Origin of the sequence: Achromobacter deleyi, assembly GCF_016127315.1 — a bacterium.
Classification (GTDB): domain Bacteria; phylum Pseudomonadota; class Gammaproteobacteria; order Burkholderiales; family Burkholderiaceae_B; genus Achromobacter; species Achromobacter insuavis_A.
Window position 1 is genome coordinate 1,225,038 of record NZ_CP065997.1, and the last position, 17,884, is coordinate 1,242,921.

General features: G+C 69.7%; 18 protein-coding genes. 2 read left to right on the plus strand and 16 right to left on the minus strand.

Features of this window, described 5'->3' with window-relative positions:
* The first annotated feature begins 146 nt into the window (after positions 1–146).
* A complete protein-coding gene (locus I6I07_RS05490; protein ID WP_198485918.1) occupies positions 147–1,655 on the plus strand; it encodes a DUF1254 domain-containing protein in 1,509 nt (502 codons plus the stop codon).
* Positions 1,656–1,733: 78 nt separating this feature from the next.
* Positions 1,734–2,231, plus strand: a complete 498-nt coding sequence (locus I6I07_RS05495) for an acyl-CoA thioesterase (RefSeq protein WP_006392482.1) — start codon at positions 1,734–1,736, stop codon at positions 2,229–2,231.
* Between the two features lie 178 nt (positions 2,232–2,409).
* Here the strand turns inward: I6I07_RS05495 and I6I07_RS05500 are convergent, their stop codons facing one another.
* From I6I07_RS05500 to I6I07_RS05575, 16 genes are all read right to left on the minus strand, one after another.
* Entirely contained in the window at positions 2,410–3,423 is a 1,014-nt protein-coding gene (locus I6I07_RS05500) for a sterol desaturase family protein (RefSeq protein WP_198485919.1), read from the minus strand.
* 2 nt (positions 3,424–3,425) lie between these two features.
* The gene (locus tag I6I07_RS05505; RefSeq protein ID WP_006392480.1) at positions 3,426–4,217 is read right to left on the minus strand and encodes a polysaccharide deacetylase family protein; all 792 of its coding nucleotides are present in this window, start codon (positions 4,215–4,217) and stop codon (positions 3,426–3,428) included.
* Positions 4,201–5,145: a beta-propeller fold lactonase family protein gene (locus I6I07_RS05510; RefSeq protein ID WP_006392479.1), complete on the minus strand. Its 945-nt coding sequence runs from the start codon at positions 5,143–5,145 to the stop codon at positions 4,201–4,203. Before I6I07_RS05510 ends, I6I07_RS05505 begins: the two co-directional genes overlap by 17 nt.
* A gap of 210 nt (positions 5,146–5,355) precedes the next feature.
* Entirely contained in the window at positions 5,356–6,252 is an 897-nt protein-coding gene (locus I6I07_RS05515; protein WP_232625905.1) for a DUF2950 family protein, read from the minus strand.
* 5 nt (positions 6,253–6,257) lie between these two features.
* Positions 6,258–7,580 (minus strand): DUF3300 domain-containing protein, encoded by a 1,323-nt coding sequence (locus tag I6I07_RS05520; protein ID WP_198485920.1) that lies wholly within the window; start codon positions 7,578–7,580, stop codon positions 6,258–6,260.
* Between the two features lie 125 nt (positions 7,581–7,705).
* A complete protein-coding gene (locus I6I07_RS05525) occupies positions 7,706–7,921 on the minus strand; it encodes a TOBE domain-containing protein (RefSeq protein ID WP_006227327.1) in 216 nt (71 codons plus the stop codon).
* An 86-nt stretch (positions 7,922–8,007) separates the two neighbouring features.
* The gene (locus I6I07_RS05530; RefSeq protein ID WP_198485921.1) at positions 8,008–8,913 is read right to left on the minus strand and encodes an ATP-binding cassette domain-containing protein; all 906 of its coding nucleotides are present in this window, start codon (positions 8,911–8,913) and stop codon (positions 8,008–8,010) included.
* Between the two features lie 26 nt (positions 8,914–8,939).
* Complete coding sequence (locus tag I6I07_RS05535; protein ID WP_006392475.1) at positions 8,940–9,773, minus strand: MetQ/NlpA family ABC transporter substrate-binding protein; 834 nt, start codon at positions 9,771–9,773, stop codon at positions 8,940–8,942.
* A gap of 16 nt (positions 9,774–9,789) precedes the next feature.
* Positions 9,790–10,452: a methionine ABC transporter permease gene (locus I6I07_RS05540; RefSeq protein ID WP_054434994.1), complete on the minus strand. Its 663-nt coding sequence runs from the start codon at positions 10,450–10,452 to the stop codon at positions 9,790–9,792.
* Positions 10,452–11,261 carry a methionine ABC transporter ATP-binding protein gene (locus I6I07_RS05545; RefSeq protein ID WP_198485922.1) on the minus strand — a complete coding sequence of 270 codons (810 nt, stop codon included), beginning with the start codon at positions 11,259–11,261 and terminating at the stop codon, positions 10,452–10,454. The genes I6I07_RS05540 and I6I07_RS05545 overlap by 1 nt, the downstream gene beginning before the upstream one ends.
* A 28-nt stretch (positions 11,262–11,289) precedes the next feature.
* The gene (locus I6I07_RS05550) at positions 11,290–12,519 is read right to left on the minus strand and encodes an acyl-CoA dehydrogenase family protein (RefSeq protein WP_198485923.1); all 1,230 of its coding nucleotides are present in this window, start codon (positions 12,517–12,519) and stop codon (positions 11,290–11,292) included.
* A 25-nt stretch (positions 12,520–12,544) separates the two neighbouring features.
* Positions 12,545–13,330: an aliphatic sulfonate ABC transporter permease SsuC gene (gene ssuC, locus I6I07_RS05555; RefSeq protein ID WP_006392472.1), complete on the minus strand. Its 786-nt coding sequence runs from the start codon at positions 13,328–13,330 to the stop codon at positions 12,545–12,547.
* Positions 13,330–14,502 (minus strand): FMNH2-dependent alkanesulfonate monooxygenase, encoded by a 1,173-nt coding sequence (gene ssuD, locus I6I07_RS05560; protein ID WP_054490989.1) that lies wholly within the window; start codon positions 14,500–14,502, stop codon positions 13,330–13,332. The genes ssuC and ssuD overlap by 1 nt, the downstream gene beginning before the upstream one ends.
* 17 nt (positions 14,503–14,519) lie before the next feature.
* Positions 14,520–15,485, minus strand: a complete 966-nt coding sequence (locus I6I07_RS05565; RefSeq protein WP_198485924.1) for a sulfonate ABC transporter substrate-binding protein — start codon at positions 15,483–15,485, stop codon at positions 14,520–14,522.
* A 19-nt stretch (positions 15,486–15,504) separates the two neighbouring features.
* Positions 15,505–16,098, minus strand: a complete 594-nt coding sequence (ssuE, locus tag I6I07_RS05570) for an NADPH-dependent FMN reductase (protein WP_198485925.1) — start codon at positions 16,096–16,098, stop codon at positions 15,505–15,507.
* 50 nt (positions 16,099–16,148) lie between these two features.
* Positions 16,149–16,955, minus strand: coding sequence for a MetQ/NlpA family ABC transporter substrate-binding protein (locus I6I07_RS05575; RefSeq protein ID WP_198485926.1), 807 nt, complete (start codon positions 16,953–16,955; stop codon positions 16,149–16,151).
* Positions 16,956–17,884: the final 929 nt, after the last annotated feature.

A 17,884-nucleotide genomic window follows, 5' to 3' on the forward strand; every position in this document is an offset into this window, starting at 1 on the left:
CCGGCCTCGAAATCGGGCAATGAGAACGATTTACGGCCAGGATCGGGCTTTTTCGCGGATTTTGGATGATCGCGAGACTGCTACCATTGCCGGCGGCGAGCTCCGGCCCGCTTTTCCGCCCGTCCCGCATGCCCGTTGGAGCGCCGATGCGCCGTCTTGCCCCCCTGGCCCTGTCCCTGTCGCTGGCCGCCCCGAGCCTGGCGCCGGCCCCCGCCACCGCCGCGCCGGCGCCGAGCCCGGCCGCCGCCGCCACCGAGTCCGCCCGCGAAGCGGCGATGGAAGGCTACCTGTACTTCTATCCGCTGCTGACCCTGGACCTGACCCGGCGCCAGTTCACGCATCCCGCGCAGGGCGCCGAGGGCGCGCCCGCCAACACCTTCCAGCACACCCGCACCCTGCCCCGCCCCGGCGCGGCCCTGCCCTGGGCCAATCCCGACATGCTGCGCAGCGCCGCCTGGCTCGACCTGACGGCCGGCCCCGTGGTGCTGTCGACGCCCGACAGCCACGGCCGCCTGTACACCCTGACGCTGCTGGACATGTGGAACGACGCCTTCGCCACGCTGGGCAAGCGCAGCACCGGCACCGCGCGCGGCAACACCGCGATCGTGCCGCCGGGCTGGAGCGGTACGCTGCCCTCCGGCATGCCGCGCATCGACGCGCCCACCGCCTACGTCTGGGCCCGCGCCCTGATCCAGGCCGACGGCGCGGCCGAATACGCGGCGGTCAACGCGCTGCAGGACGGCTTCACGCTGACGCCGCTGGCGCAGTGGAACCTGCCGCCGCAATCGCAACGGATCAAGGCCGACCCGTCGCTGGATCTGAAGATCCCGGTGCGCGAGCAGGTCGACGCGATGCCGACCGAGGCCTTTTTCGTCCGCGCCGCCGAGCTGCTGCGCCGCAACCCGCCGCACGCCACCGACCAGCCGGTGCTGGCCAAGCTGCGCCGGCTCGGGCTGATCCCCGGCCGGCCGTTCGACTTCGACAAGCTCGACAACCCGATCAAGCAGGGCCTGCGCCGCGGCCTGCGCGAGGCGCGCGAACGCATGGAAGCCGCCGCCGGCGCCACCCTCAAGAGCGTCAACGGCTGGCAGCTGGAGACGGCCAGCCTGGGCGTCTACGGCAACGCCTACCTGCGCCGCGCGCTGGCCACCCAGGCGCAGCCCGGCTCGGGCTTGCCGGAGGACCTGACCGCGTTGCTGCTGGCGGCCGACAGCCAGGGCCGGCCGCTGGATGGCGCGCACCGCTACGTGCTGCATTTCGACAGCGACCAGTTGCCGCCGGCCAGCGCGCTGTGGTCGCTGGCGGCCTATGACGGCCAGGGCCTGCCGATGGCCAATCCGCTGGACCGCTACGCCCTGGGCGACCGCGATCCGCTGCAATACAACGCCGACGGTTCGCTCGACCTGGTGATCAGCCACGCCGCCCCCGAGCCGGGCGCCCAGGCCAACTGGCTGCCGCTGGCGGCCAGCGGCCCGGTCTACGTGCTGCTGCGTGCCTACGGCCCCGGCCCGGCGCTGCTGGACGGGTTGTGGACGCCGCCGCCCGCGGTGCGCGACGAGCCGGCGCCTGAACCCGAGGCGCAGCCCGAGCCGGCGCCCGCCGCCGCGGCGCCCGTCGTCACGCCCCCGGCGTCCGCGCCCGCGAAGAAACCCTGACAAACCTGGCGGCAGACGGCGATATGACAGGGTTTCGCCACTACCATAGGCGTTTTATCGCCGAGTAGAACGCCCGCCATGGACGACGCCTTTAGCCACCAACTGTCGATGACCATCCTGATGACGCCCGATATGGCGAATTTCTCAGGCAATGTGCACGGCGGAACCATCCTCAAGTACCTGGACCAGGTCGCCTACGCCTGTGCCAGCCGCTACGCCGGCCAGTACGTGGTGACGCTGTCGGTCGACCAGGTCGTGTTCCGCGAGCCGATCCACGTGGGCGAGCTGGTGACCTTCCTGGCGGCGGTGAACTACACCGGCCGCACCTCGATGGAGATCGGCATCAAGGTCGTCACCGAGGACATCCGCAAGAAGCTGGTGCGCCACACCAACAGCTGTTACTTCACGATGGTGGCGGTGGACGACAACGGCGCCCCCACCGCGGTGCCGCCGCTGGCGCCGCGCAACCTCGAGGAAAAGCAGCGCTTCGAGGCCGCCCGCCTGCGCCGCGAACTACGCCAGGAAATGGAACGGCGCCACGACGAGATCAAGCGCGAAACCACGAATGAAGGGTGAGCCCCCACGCCGCACGCGCTTCGCGCGCTAGCTGCCCCCCGAGGGGGCTGCCCGCCCTTGGGGCGGCCCGGCGGCCGGGCGGCTATTCTTGCGACGAGCTGCGTCCAGGTCACAGGTGACCGGACATGAAAAAACCGGGCCTCAAGGCCCGGTTTTTTTGACGGCGGAACGCGGCGCGTCACGCGCCTTCGGCCGCGCCCGGCGGGCGCGACGGCGGCGCCGTCACGGAGGGCTCGCGGTCGCGGCCGACCATGCGCTTGAGGCCCAGCCACTGCTGCGACCAGAAGCCCCGGCCGTAATCGCGGCCGCCCAGTTCCGGCTGCTGGTCATGGATGCCGGTGGGGCCGTAGCCGACGCCAAAGCGCGCCGAGCGGAACAGCACATCCCAGATCGGGAACAGCGCGGCGAAGTTGTAGCCGCCGGCCGGCCCCGGCGTCGAGGCGTCGTAGGCGATGGAATGGTGATGGCGGTGAAAGCGCGGGCTGACCAGCAGGCGTTCGCCGATGGCGCCGAAGTGCAGGCGCAGGTTGGCGTGCGAAAAGCTCTGCGCCAGCTGGGTGATGGCCACGATCGCCACGAACTGCGCGGGCGGCACGCCCACCAGTTGCGACACGAACACCACCACCACGTCGCGCAGCATGTCGTCCAGCAGGTGGTTGCGGTCATCGCTCCAGACGGTCATCTGGCGCTGGCTGTGGTGCACCGCGTGCAGCGCCCAGAGCCAGGCGAAACGGTGCTGGGCGCGGTGGTACAGGTAGTCCACCAGGTCGAACAGCAGCAGGTAGATGATCAGGCTGACCCAGGCCTGGTCGGTCACGCCGGGCCAATACTGGTCGAGCTGGAACGGCGCGAAGCCCCAGATGTGCAGCTGCCCGAAGATGCCGTCCCAGAACGGGTCGATGGTGAAGAACAGCGCCAGGCGGAACACGCCCAGGCGGTGGATCAACGTGTAGATCACGTCGATGCCGATCTGGCGGCGGTCGGTGACCGGCTCGACCGGGCGCAGGCGCTGCAGCGGGCCGAACACCAGCAACAGCAACGCCACCTGCAACAGGCCGACCAGCAGCCACATGGTGGCGTCGTAGCCGTCCTCGATGAAGTTGCTGAGCCCCAGGTGGAACAGCGCGGGCTGCACCAGGGTTTCGAACAGCCATTGCTGGCAGTTCCCGAACCATTGACTAAGCGTATCCATGATCAGTGATGCGTGGCGATCCAGTCGCGGTAAGCGGGATGCGTATCCAAGGTAGCAAAACAATAGCCCTTGCGCTGCAGGCCTTCAATCAGCGGCTCGAGCACGGCGGGGGCCCAGGGGTCCTGGCGCGACCAGATGCCCAGGTGCGCCAGCAGGATGTCGCCGGGCTTGATGGTGCGCAGCGCCTGCTCCAGCAGCTTGGCGTTGGGGTACTTGTCGCTGGGCAGTTCGTCGCCCAGGAAGCCGGCCGGCGCCCAGCCCACGTGCTCGAAGCCGCAGGCCTTGGCGGCGCGCAGCAGGGCCGGCGAGGTCTTGCCGCCCGGCGCGCGGTACAGCGGCAGCATCTTTTTGCCGGTCATCTGCGTGAAGCGGGTGGCGGACCGCTTGATCTCGGCGCAGTACTGCTCGGCCGTCCAGGTCTCGCGCTTGCCCGTGTCGGGGCCGGCGCTGGGCTTGACGCGGAACTTGCCGTCCGGCAGGTCGCCCTGCCAGTAGACGTGGTCGTAGGTATGCGAGCCGAACACGTGGCCCTCGGCGGCGCGCGCCTTCCACCACGGCGCCCACTGGTCGTCCAGGCTGCTGCCGTCGGTCAGGGTGCGCTCGTTGGCCAGGAAGAACGTGACCTTGACGTGGTGGCGCGCCAGCACGTCGGCGATCAGCGGCGCCACGCCCATGTGGCCGGTGTCGAAGGTCAGGTAGACCGGCTTGTCACAGGACGCCGGGGCCGCCGTGGCGGCCTGCGCCGCCAGCGCCAGGCAGACGGCGGCGGCCAGCCGTTTAGCGGGTCGGCGCATGGTTCAGCGTCCAGACGCCGTGCGGCGACTTGCCGACGGTCACCTGCTTGACGACCTTCTTCTGCTCCAGGTCCACCACGGTGAGCTTGCGGGCCCAACGCGAGGTGACCAGCAGGGTCTTGCCGTCGGCCAGCACGTCCATACAGTCGGGGCCGCCCGGCACCGGGAAGGTGTCGACCACGGCCAGCGTCTGCAGGTCGATGCGGCTGATGGAGTTGGCGGTGCGGTTGCTGACGAACAGGTGGCGCTGGTCGCCCTGGGCGCGGAAGGCGTGCGCGCCGGCGGCGGTCTTGATGCGCGAGATCAGCTTGGCCGGGCCCTTGCTGACGTCATAGGCCTCGACGTAGGAATCGCCGGTCAGCGCCACCAGCAGCGTCTTCTGGTCGGGCGTGAGGAACACGTCGGCCGGGGTCTTGCCGACCGAGACGGTCCATTTGGGCGTCTGCGTGGCCAGGTCGATGGCGATGAGCTGGTCGCTGTCCTGCAGCGTGACGTACGCCGTGGTGCTCTTGGCGTCGATCATGATGTGGCTGGGCGTCTTGCCGGCCGGGATGCGCTTGACCAGTTTCAGGTCGAAGCCCTTTTCCAGCGGTTTCCAGGCGTAGATGTCGATGTGGTCCAGGCGGTTGGCGGCCGTGACGAACCACTTCATGTCCGGCGAGAACTGCAGCTGGTAGGGATCGACGATACCGGTCAGGGTGCGCTGCACCTCGCCGGTCTTGGGGTCCATCAGCGTGATCGAGTCGCCGGTGGCGTTGGCCACCATCAGCGACTTCTTGTCAGGCGTGAGATACAGGTGGTGCGGTTCCTTGCCCGTGGGGACGCGCCGCAGTTCCGTATAGGTGGCAGGGTCGACGATGCTGACGTTGGCGTCCAGGGAGTTCAGGACGAAGATCGGGGCCGACGCCGCGGCGGCGCTGAGCGCCATCCCTGCGCCAAGAATGGCGCAGCGGACAAAATGCAAGGGATTCAATTTCCAGGTCCGACAAAAGGGGATCGGGCGCCGATCCCAGTGCTCGCCATTTTGGCATAGCCAACTGTCAAAAAACCGTAAGCCGGCGCCCGCCGGGCAAACCGCCGCGCGGTTTGCGGCACCGCTACAACGCTTGCCCGGGGCCACTGCAACAAACGTAAAAAATCATTTAGCGCCAACGGGTTGCGGCGTAATGCTGCTCCAGGTTCCGAACGAGACATCGGTGCCCTGCAGCGCGGGCGCGCGGCGTCCGGTGGCAGGCCCCAGGTCGGTCTCGCGCACCCCGCCGCCGGCGCCGATGACGAAGCTGCCGATGCCGGTCTCGCCGTAGCGCGCCGGCCAGGCCAGGATCCAGTAGCCATCGCCGCCGCCGCGCGCGGGCAGCACCTTGTAACGGTAGCCGTAATAGGCGTCCGCCACCGGCACGTCCGGCCCCATCGCCAAGGCGTCGGGACCGAACGCCTGGGGTGGATAACCGGGCAGGTCGGGCCAGTACAGGCCATCGGTGGCGCCGGGCCGGCTCACCAGCCGGCCGGCGTAGCGGCCCTGGCCGACGCCGTCGCGGTAACGGGCCTGCGCCGCCTGCAGCGCCTGCAGGGTGTCGATGGCGGTCAGTTCATTGCGCCCGATGGTGCGGCGCCGGATTTCCGCCTTGCCCGCGACGGGGTCGAAACGCCAGCCTTGCGCCACGCGCACGATCGGCACCGCCAGCGTCCAGCCGGAATCGCCCACCCCCAGCCAGGCGCGTCGGTCTCCATCGGCGACCACCTCGTGCTTGCGCGCCCAGGCGGCCAGGAACCGGTAGATCTCGTCCTGCCCCACCCCGCCCGGCACGAGCTGGCGGTAGTCCGGCCCCAGCACCCGGGCCACGGCCTCGCGGTCACTGGTGGCCAGGGCCTGGCCGAACGCGTCGGCCGCGGCCTGCGGCGTGGGGAACACCTGCTGCGCCGCGGCGGGCGCGGCCAGGGCCGCCAGCGCCAGCAGCGCAGCGGCGCCGGCCAGGCGCAGGCCGCGGCCGGCGTTACGGGCACACGCATTCATGATGGAGACTCCGCTGTTCATGGTGCCTACCTCCGGCCGCCGAAATGACCGCCGCCGCCACCGACATGGCCCGCGCCTGCGCGACCGCCATCGCCGCCGCGCGGCGCGGACGCCGCCCGTTCGCCGCGCTGCGCCTGCTGGCGCATGCGGTCGCCGTTGCCGGCGTCGCGCAGCGCGTTGTTGCCGTTGTTGGCGCGCGAACGGTCGCGCGCCGCCGCGGCATCCGCGCGCTGGCGCTGGGTCGCGGCCTGGCGGTCGGCCGAGGATGCGCGGCGGTCCGCCGACGGTTCGCGAGCGGCTCCCGGCGCCCGGGCGCCAACGCCGCCCTGCCCCGGCCGTTCGCCGCCGTCGCGCGGCGCCATGTGCCCGGGCGTGGACTGGCCCGTGCGGCCCTGGAAGGATTGCGCGGCGCGCTCGCGGGCGGCGTCACGCGCGCCGGGCGCGGATGCCGAACCGGCCGGCCCGCGGTCGCGCGGTCCGCCCTGGCGCTGGCTGTCGAAGCGCTGGCGGCTGCCCGGATCGGCGTAGGGCGTGTTGCCGCGACGCTCCGGGTTGTGCTGCCAGGCCACGCGGTTGCCATTGGCATTGCCGGCGTTGATGCGCTGGTTGACGTTGATGTTGTTGTAGCGGTTGACGTTGATGTCGACGTCGTGGCGGCCCCAGTTGAAACCGCCCCACAGGGAATCGACCGCCGCCACCCCCAGGCCGAAGCCGATGCCGGCCACCAGCGAGGTGGCGAACGCCGAGCCGGGCGGTGGCGGGTAGTAGGCGGGCGGATAGGCGGGATAGGGCCAGGTGCCGTAGACCACGGCGGGGTTGTAGCTGGGCACGTAGATCACTTGCGGATCGGCCGGCTCGATCACCACCACGGTCTTGCCGCCCGTATCGGAAGCCGTGACCTTCTGCTGCGGCGTGCTGTTCAGGTTGCCCGCCTGGCGCGCTTGCGCCCGCAGCCGCTGGACCGAGTCCATCACGTCGTCCGGCTGCGCCAGGAAGGCGTCGCCCAGCGACCGGACCCACTCCGGCTGGCGGCCCATCATGTCCATGACGGACGGAAACGCGACCAGGGATTTGACGCTCGGGTCCCAGGGCTCGGCCTGGACCGCCTGCACGGCCGGGTCGCCGGACAGGCTGGCATTCCCGGCGGACCACAGGGCCGCGGCCGCGATGTCATCGGGATAGGTCGCCCCCATCAGGATCTGCGACAGGAGGGCATCGGGATAGAGCGCCACGGGCGCCAGCAGCTGGTCCAGCTGCCCCTTGTCGAGCTTGCTCTGGGCCGTGGCGGGCAGGCACGCGGCCAACCCGAGGCACAGACAGCCGAGGAACCACGCTTGCAGTCGACGCATTTCCCGTTCTCCGTGATCGCAACGCACAAGCCACAAACCTGGAGTGAACCGCCGGATACCGCGCAGACAATATATACCGAAACCGGCGCCCGACAAGCGCCCGTTTCGGCGGTGGCGGCGGGCGCCTACAGCTTGGCGACCGAGACCTCGGTGGCCTTGACGAAGGCCAGCACCTCGGTGCCCACCTGCAGGTCCAGTTCCTTGACCGAACGGGTGGTGATGACGGACGTGACGATGCCGGCGGGCGTGTCCACGTCGACCTCCGAGACCACCGGGCCCAGGATGATTTCCTTGATCTTGCCGCGGAACTGGTTGCGGGCGTTGATGGATTGAATGCTCATGGTCCTGCTCCTGAAAAATGGAAGGATTTCCGTTGGATCCCGCTCGCGCCGGGGTGGCGCTTGCCTGGAAAACCGCACCCGTGGCCCTAGACCGCGAGCCGCAGGTGCCGTATCTGTATGACCGGCGCCAGGGGCCTGTCCCCCGCCGCCGGCGCTTCCTGCTTCATCACCACCCGCAGCACCCGCGCCTCCAGCGCCGCGAAGGCGGCCGAGCCGCGCGACCGGGGCCGCGCCAGCTCGACGCGTTCGTCCAGCACCACGCGGCCCTCGTCGATCACCAGGATGCGGTCGGCCAGCGCCACCGCCTCGCCGACGTCGTGCGTCACCAGCACCGCGGTGAAGCCGTCGCGGCGCCAGATGTCCTCGATCAGCTGCTGCATGCCGATGCGCGTGAGCGCGTCCAGCGCGCCCAGCGGCTCATCCAGCAGCAGCAGGCCGGGCCGGTGCACCAGCGCCCGGGCCAGCGCCACCCGCTGGCGCTGGCCGCCGGACAGCTGCGCCGGCCAGTCGCCGCCGCGGTCGCCCAGTCCCACCTGGCGCAGCACCGCGGCCGCCTGCGACCGGGCCTGGCCGGGCAGGCCCAGCGCCACGTTCTGCAGCACGCTCTTCCACGGCAGCAGGCGCGCGTCCTGGAACATCATCCGCACCCGGCTGTCGGCCGACCATTGCGGAAAGTTGTCGAACAGCACCGGCGAACGCGCCGGCACGCCGCCCTGCGCCGCGCTGGGCGTCTCCAGCCCGGCCAGCAGCCGCAGCAGCGTGCTCTTGCCGCAGCCGCTCTGCCCCACCACCGCCACGAACTCGCCGGGCGCGAACTCCAGGTCCAGCCCCTTGAGCACCAGGCGCTCGCCATAGCGCTTGGACAGCTGGCGCAGGGTCACGCGCAGCGCGGGGCTGGCCGGGGCGCCCTCGTCCGGCCCCGGGTCGGGCTCGACCCGCCCCGGCACGTCCAGGTGCTGCAGCAGCTCGTACTCGCTGGGGTGGATGAACATGGTCCGGCCCTCCTGGCGCGCCGCCCTCAGCGGGCCGCCGCCAGCTTCTGCTGGTAGTCGGTCTTGACGAAGCCGGCGAACGATTTCTCGGTCACCGCCAGGAACTCGGGCGAGGCATAGGCCGCGGCGATGTCCTTGACGAAGGGCTTGTCCAGGTCGGCCGTGCGCACCGCCACCAGGTTCTGGTAGGTGGGCGTGGTCTTCTCCAGCGCCAGCGCCTCGGTCAGCTTCAGGCCCGAGGCCAGCGCGAAGTTGCCGTTCACGAACGAGTAGTCGGTGTCCTCCAGCGAACGCGGCAGTTGCGCGGCCTCCAGCGGGATCAGCTTGATCTTCTTGACGTTCACGGCCACGTCCTTCTCCGACACCTGCAGCGGGTCGTAGCCTTCGCGCAGCTTGATCCAGCCCAGCTCCTGCAGCACCACCAGCGCGCGCGCCTGGTTGGTCGGATCGTTGGGCACCGCCACGCTCACGCCCTCGGGCGCGGCGTCCACACTCTTGTACTTGCGGCTGTAGATGGCGATGGGCGCGGTCGGCACCTTGACCAGCTCCGACAGTTCCAGCTTGTTCTTGGCGGCGAAGTTCTTCAGGTAGACGATGTGCTGGAACGCGTTGGCGTCCAGCGCGCCCTGCGCCAGGGCGAAGTTCGGCTGCACGTAGTCGTTGAACTCGACGATGCGCACGGTATAGCCCTGCTTTTCCAGGATCGGCTTGATGCCGAGCTTGATCTGGTCGCTGTAGGGGCCGGCGGTGGCGCCGAAGACGATTTCCTTCTTGGCCGGATCGGCCGCCTGCGCGCCGCCGGACAGCGACAGCACGGCGGCGGCCAGCGCCAGGCTCAGGAGATTGCGTTTGACGGACATGGGTTTCCTCTCGGGATCAGCGTTTGTCGATGCGTCGCGCGACGGTATTGCCGGCGAACTGGATGATCTGCACCAGCACCACGAGCAGCGCCACGGTCAGCACCATCACGTCGGTCTGGAAGCGGTAGTAGCCATAGCGGATGGCCAGGTCGCCGATGCCGCCGCCGCCCACCACGCCGGCCACCGCGGAATACGACAGGAAGCTCACCGCCAGCACGGTCAGGGCCAGCACCAGCCCGGAACGCGCTTCCACCAGCAGCACCCGGCGCACGATCTGCAGTTCGGATGCGCCGGCGGCGTGGGCGGCCTCGATGACGCCGCGCGGCACTTCGCGCAGGCATTGCTCGACCAGCCGCGCGAAGTACGGAATCGCCGCGAACGACAGCGGCACCGCCGCCGCCACCGGGCCGATCGAGGTGCCGGCGATCACGCGGGTGAACGGCACCAGCGCCACCAGCAGGATGATGAACGGGAACGAGCGCACGGTATTGACCGTCCAGCTCAACAGCCGGTGCGCCAGCGGGCGGTCGAGCGACTGGCCCGGGCCGGTCAGGAACACCAGCACGCCGAGCGGCCCGCCCAGCAGGATCGACGCGGCCAGCGCGATCGCCAGCATCAGGAAGGTCTGGCCGACCGCCACGCCCAGCTCGGGCAACAATTGCACAAAGGTGTCCAGCATCAGGCGACCTCTTCATAGGGATGGGTGGCCTCGCGGATCAGCTCGCGGCCGAGCGCCGAGGTCAGGTGCACGCCGGCGCGGGAGATCTCGGCCTGCTCCAGCACCTGGCCGTTCTCCATCACCGCCACGTGGCGGCACAATGCGCGCACCACGGCCAGCTCATGCGTGACGATGACGATGGTCACGCCCAGGCGCTTGTTGATGTCGCGCAGCACGCTCAATACCGAGCGCGTGGTCTCGGGGTCGAGCGCCGAGGTCGGCTCGTCGCACAGCAGCACCGCGGGTTCGCTGGCCAACGCGCGGGCAATCGCCACGCGCTGCTTCTGGCCGCCGGACAATTGCGCCGGATGGCTGGCGGTCTTGTCGGTCAGGCCGACGATCTCCAGGCATTCGCGCACCCGCGCCGCGATCTGCTCGCGGCCGCGGCCGCCGTGCACGCGCAGCGGAAACGCCACGTTCTCGAACACGGTTTCGTTCTGCAGCAGGTTGAACTGCTGGAAGATCATGCCGATGTTCTGGCGCGCGGCGCGCAGCGCCGGCTTGCCGAGCGCGGTCAGCTCGGTGGCGCCGACCCGCACCGTGCCCGCGTCGGGCCGTTCGAGCAGGTTGATCAGGCGCAGCAGGGTCGACTTGCCGGCGCCGCTCTTGCCGATGATGCCGAAGGTGTCGCCGGCGCGGATCGACAGCGACACGTCGCGCACCGCGTCGAAGCGGCCGGCGCGGGTGGCGAACGACTTGCTCACCGCGTCCAGCCGGATCAGCGGCTGCGGCAGCGAGGCCAGGTCGGGAAGGGAGGAAAGATCGGTCATCGGTGAATCGAGGTGAAGGTCATGCGCATCAGGAATACGCGGTGGGTTCGGGAATCTGGTCCAGCAACGCGTAGCGGCCCAGGTCGCGGATCTTGTAGGCCACGGGGTCGTGCAGCGTGTGCACGCGCGCATTGCGCCAATAGCGGTCGTAGCCGTAGCGCGCCGCGGTGGACGAGGCGCCGGTGACGTCGAACAGGCCATCGCCCACCTCCAGCGCGGCGCGGTGCGCCAGCACCTTGGCCTGGGCGCCAGCCACCGCCACCTCGCCGCGCTCGTCGGCGGTCAGCGACGGGCCGCGCGCCAGCGCCGCGTCGAGCCGCAGGCCGGCCACGTCGGCCAGCGCCTGCGCCGCCTGCACCCGCAGCCAGAACTCGCCGAAGCGCTCCTGCACATAGGGATCGTCGGCATGGCGCTGCACGCCGGACGCGAACCACGGCCGCGCGTCGTCGCGCACGTAGCGGCGCGCTTCGCGGAAGGCGCCGCGGGCGATGCCCAGGTACAGGTTGGTCATGATCAACTGGGCCACCTGCGAGCGCAGCGTGGCGCGCGGCGTGGGCTCGACGCCAGGCGCCTGCAGCACCTGCACCGGCTCCAGCCGCACGTGGTCGAAGCGCACGGTGCCGCTGTCGGTCTGGCGCTGGCCGAACGCGTCCCAGTCGGGGTTGACGGTGATGCCCTCGGCGCGCGTCGGCAGCGCCGCGATCAGCGCGGTGCCCGAGGCCTTGTGCCAGGCGGAAAAGGTCAGCAGGTCGGAGCCGACCGAGCCGGAGCTGAAGCTCTTGACGCCGTCGATGCGGTAGCCGTCCAGCTCGGCCCGCGCCACCACCCGCCGGTCGAGCGGATTGAGCGCATTGCCCCAGAACAGGTTGCGCTCGACCGTGGGCCGCAGGAAATAGTCATGCTGCGCGAGCGTTCCATAGAGCAGGACGCCGGCCACCTGCAGGTGATGGAAGCCGAACACGTGCGCCAGCGCGCTGTCGGCCTCGGCCAGCGTGCGCACCGCCGTCAGCACCGTGGACCAGCTGGCGCCCGCGCCGCCGTACTGGGTCGGCACCGACAGGCGCAGCAGGCCGCTAGCGCGGATCCGCTCGCGTTCGGCGGCGGCGTGGCCGCCCTGGCGGTCGCGCTCGACGGCGGTGGCGGCCAGTTGATCGGCCAGCGCCTGGACGGCGCGCGGAATGTCGTCGGCCGCGCGCGCCGGCGCGGCGCCGGCGGCGGGCGCGCGTGCGGTATCGGGGTCGGTCTGGATCTTGGCCATGGAATCTCGTCGTGGAAAAGGCGGGTCAGGCCGGCCGGTAGGCCGGGTTCCAGCGCAGCAGGCGGCGCTCCAGCAGCCGCGCCAGGGTGTCGGCCGCCTTGCCCAGCAGCGCGTAGAGCAGGATGCCCAGCAGCACCACGTCGGTCTGCAGGAATTCGCGCGCGTTCATGGTCATGTAGCCGATGCCCGATTGCGCCGAGATCGTCTCGGTCACGATCAGGATCACCCACACCAGCCCCAGCGCGAAGCGCAGGCCCACCAGGATCGACGGCAGCGCGCCCGGCAGGATCACGTCGCGATACAGCCGCCAGCCCGTCAGGCCGTAGGAGCGTCCCATCTCGATCAGCGCCGGGTCGACCGAGCGGATGCCGTGGAAGGTATTCAGGTAGACCGGGAAGAACACGCCCAGCGACAGCAGCGCCAGCTTGGCGGTCTCTTCGATGCCGAACCACAGAATGATCAGCGGGATCAGCGCCAGCACCGGAATGTTGCGGATCATCTGCAAGGTGGTGTCCAGCAGGGTCTCGGCGGTGCGCGAGGAACCGTTCAGCAAGCCCAGCGCCAGGCCCAGCCCGCCGCCCAGCAGCAGGCCCCACAGCGCCCGCAGCGCGCTGACGCGCACGTGCTGCCAGAGCTCGCCCGACACCGCCAGCGACCAGCCCGCGGCCGCCACCGCCGACGGCGCCGGCAGGATGCGCGACGACAGCCAGCCGGCCTGCGCCGACAGCTGCCAGAGGCCGAGGATCAGGGCGGGGACCAGCCAGGGCGCCAGCGCCGCGCGCCAGCCGCCGGGCTTGCGGGCGTCGGCCATCAGCTGGCCGCTTCCTTGGGCACCAGTTCGGTGGCCATGACTTCGCCGAAGGGTCCGGTCAGCACGGTATTGCCGACCTGCTTGCCGCCCTTGCCGGGCAGCAGCGGGAACACCAGCTCGGCAAAGCGGTACGACTCTTCCAGGTGCGGATAGCCGGAGAAGATGAAGGTCTCGATGCCCAGGTCGGCGTATTCCTGGATGCGCGCGGCCACGGTCTCGGGGTCGCCCACCAGGGCGGTGCCGGCGCCGCCGCGCACCAGGCCGACGCCGGCCCACAGGTTGGGCGATATCTCCAGGTGCTTGCGGCCGCCGTGCTCGTCGTTGAGCTTGCCGCCGTGCAAGGCCGCCATGCGGCGCTGGCCTTCGGAATCCATCTTCGAGAACGCCGTCTGCGCGGCGCGCACCGCGTCTTCGCTCAGGTGGCTGATGAGGGCGTCGGCGGCGGCCCAGGCGGCCGCCTCGGTCTCGCGCACGATGACGTGCAGGCGGATGCCGAAGCGCACCGTGCGGCCATGCCGCGCCGCGCGCGCCTTGATGTCGGCGATCTTGCGGGCCACGGCCTCGGGCGGCTCGCCCCAGGTCAGGTACACGTCGAGCTGCTCGGCGGCCAGTTCGTGCGCCGCTTCCGACGAGCCGCCGAAGTACAGCGGCGGATAGGGCTTCTGCACCGGCGGATAGATCACCTTGCCGCCCTTGGACACCAGTTGCTCGCCTTCGAAGCTGTAGCCCTCGGCCTCGTGGCTGTTTTCCAGGATGCCGCGCCAGATGCGCAGGTAGTCGGCCGTGATGGCGTAGCGCTCGTCATGGCTGACGAAGACGCCGTCGCCCTCCAGTTCGCCCGGATCGCCGCCGGTCACCACATTGACCAGCAGCCGCCCTTCGGACAGGCGGTCGAAGGTGGCGGCCATGCGCGCCGAGAACTGCGGCGAGCTGACGCCGGGGCGGATCGCCACCAGGAACTTGAGCCGGCGCGTGGCGCCGATCAGGCTGGACGCCACCACCCACGCATCCTCGCAGGAACGCCCGGTGGGCAGCAGCACGCCGTCGTAGCCAAGCGTGTCGGCGGCCACCGCCACCTGGCGGAAGTAGTCGTAGCCCGCGGCCCGCGCGCCGCGGCTGGTGCCGAGATAGCGCGAATCGCCGTGGGTGGGGATGAACCAGAAGACGTCCATGGAATGCCTGCCCTTGTCTATTTCAGGCCCGACGGCGCGGCGTCGAACACGTTGAGGGGTTTGGGAATCAGCTTGAGCGCGTGGAACGCATCGGCCACCTGCTGCTGTTCCTGCAGCACTTCCCGCGTGATCGGCTGCACGCCGTAGGCCAGGCGCTCGGCGGCCAGTTCGACCACCGCCTTGTCCAGCCCCAGCACCGGCTGCAGCAGCGCCACCGCCTCGGCGCGGTGGTCGCGGGCCCACAGGTCGCCCTTGCGGATTTCATCCAATACCGTCTGGATCACTTCGGGGTGCGCCTTCTCGTAGGCGCGCGCCGCCAGGAAGAACTGGTAGTTCTTGACCACGCCGGTGCCATCGGCCAGCACCCGCGCGCCCAGCTGCTTCTCGGCCGCGGCCTGGAACGGATCCCAGATCACCCAGGCGTCGACCGACCCGCGCTCGAACGCGGCGCGGGCATCGGCCGGCGTCAGGTAGGCCACGTTCACGTCGGCATACGGCACGCCGGCGCGCTCCAGCTGCTTGACCAGCAGGTAGTGCACGTTGGAACCCTTGTTCAGCGCGACCTTCTTGCCTTTCAGGTCGGCCACGCGCTTGATCGGCGAGTCCTTGGGCACCAGGATGGCCTCGCTGGTGGGCGACGGCGGCTCGTTGCCCACGTACACCAGCGCCGCGCCGGCGGCCTGGGCGAACACCGGCGGCGCCTCGCCGACGGTGCCGAAGTCGATGGAGCCGACATTCAGGCCTTCCAGCAGCTGCGGGCCGGCGGGAAACTCGGTCCACTTCACCGTGATGCCCTGCGCCGCCAGCCGCTTGTCCAGGTCGCCCAGCGCGCGCACGATGGTCAGCGTGCCGTACTTCTGGAAACCGATGCGCAGCGTCTTGGCGTCCTGCGCCTGCGCGGCCGGCCACAACAGCGCCGCGCACAGCAGCGCCGCCAGCCAGCGGAAGACGGAAAGACGCGATATCCAGATCATGCTGCGCATGCGAGCCCCTTTGGTTGGTTCAGACGCTGAAGCCGCCCGCGAGCGCGAGCCGGCCAAGATCGAATGCTTCGTTGACGACGACGCCGCGCGGGCGCACCTGCTCGGCCAGGCGTTCCACCGAATCCTCCAGCCGCGTCCGCACGTCGTCGTCGATCACGCTGACGCCGTCGTCATCGATGCGCACCTGCTTGTCGGTGGCGTAGACGCCGGCCAGGATGTGGCGCGCGCCCAGCGCCGACAACACCGGCTTGAGGCCGTACTCCAGCGCCAGCAGATGGGCCGGACTGCCGCCCGTGGCGATCGGCAGCACCACCTTGCCGGCCAGCGCCTTCTCGTCCAGCAGGTCCAGCACCGCCTTCAGGCCGCCCGAGAACGAGGCCTTGTAGACCGGCGTCGAGATCAGCACCGCGTCGGCCGCCGCCACGCGCGCCCGCAGCGCATGCGCGGCCGGCCCGGCGTAATGGCCTTCGACCAGGTCTTCGGCGGGCAGGTCGCGCAGCCCCAGCTCGCTGATGGCCAGCCCGCGCGTGCGCAGCAGCTGCGCGGCGTGGCGCAGCAAGGCGGAAGAACGGGAACGCTGCGACGGGCTGCCCGCCAGGGTGAGGATGCTCATGTGGGTTGGCCGGTGTTGCGTTGAAGAATCGTGCGCGGCGCCAGGCCGGCTCAGAAGGCGGGAATCAGCGAACCCTTGAATTCGCTGTCGATGAAGGTGCGTACTTCGGGCGACTGGTAGGCGGCCACCAGTTTCTTGACCCAGGGCTGGTCGCGGTCCTTGGTGCGCACCGCGATGATGTTGGCGTAGGGACCATTGGCGGCTTCGCGGCCGATGGCGTCGCGCGCCGGTTCCAGGCCGGCCTGGGTGGCGTAGTCGTTGTTGATCGAGGCGGCGGTCAGGTCGTCGAGCGAACGCGGCAACTGCGCGGCATCCAGCGGCACCAGCTTGAGCTTGCGCGGGTTGGACACCACGTCCGAGGGCGTGGCGTTGTTCTTTTCCTCGGCCTCGGGCTTGAGGGTGATGAGCTTGTAGGCGGCCAGCAGGCGCAGCGCGCGGTTGCCATTGGACGGATCGTTCTGGATGCCGACCGAGGCGCCTTCGGGCAGGTCGTTGAGCGACTTGATCTTGCGCGAGTAGAAACCCAGCGGCGCGGTGACGGTCAGGCCGACCGGCACGATGTCGAAGCCGCGCGCCTTGATCTGGTTGTCGAGGAAGGGCTTGTGCTGAAAGGCGTTGGCGTCGAGGTCGCCGGCGTTCAGGGCGGCATTGGGAAGCTGGTAGTCGTTGAACTTGACCAGCTTGATCTCCAGGCCTTCACGGGCGGCGACTTGCTTGACGACGTCGAAGATCTTCTCGGTGGAGCCGACGGAGATGCCGACGGTGATGGTCTTTTTTTCCTGCGTGTCGGCGTGGGCCGTGCCGATGAGGGTCAGGGCCAGGGTGGTGGCGGTGAGCAGGTGGCGGGTGAAGGACATCTTGTTTTTCCGGCGGGATTCGAATGGGATGAGTGGATTCTGTCATTGCGAAATCTTTGGGAAAAATACTTAGTGGGTATGAGGATATGTGGTGTGGGTTGGATTCTGGTTTTGGGCTTTGGGGTTTGGAAATATGAGGGGATTGCTGGGGGCACATTGGGTGGGTGGGTTTTTGCCGAAGGGTTGGTTCTTAAGGCGCGCGTGGTGGGGTCGGTGGGGGATGGCGGGGCTACGATTGCGGTCCGGAGCGTTCGCTCCGGACTGCCCCTTCCTCATCCTCGTTGCCGCCTGCGGCGGCTGCCTTCGGATTCCGTCGGGCGCATCTACACGCCCCGCCATCCCCCACCGACCCCACCACGCGCTCGCGATGAGGCTTAGCCTCGGGCTTTGGGGCGGGTGGTGTGCTTGGCGTGTTGGTGCAACGTCAGGGCGGGGGGAGAGATTTACGGGGCCCGCCCCAAAAGGCCGCGCGGGCGGCCGTTTGGGGCTTACGCGATGTCTTGCGATCTGTGATGCCGCTCTCGCGTGTGGAAGCCGCGGAATCGTTTGCTATTGAAAGCCTGTCGTCACCTCGACTGTTTGTGGTCGGCGCGAGCGGCTCGTCACACGCAACACGCTTTACGCCGCGCCGACCACCACCGCCCCACCTCCCGACGTGAGGAACCATTAGAAAACTGCTCGTCACCCGCGCGCAGCGCACCCGCATCACTTGCAGATACACCAACGCCAATTGCGGCCGCCCGCGCGGCCACAATTGGCGTCCCAGAAGTTCCATTCCCTGAACACAGGTCTAACAGCGCGACAAGCCAAGACGCACGTAGCCCCTCGGGCAGGCGGACCCGGTGGCGGGCAACCTCGATGCGCCCGAGGGAATCCGAAGGAGTCGCCGAAGGCGAGGACGAGGATGACGAAGGGGCAGTCCGGAGCGA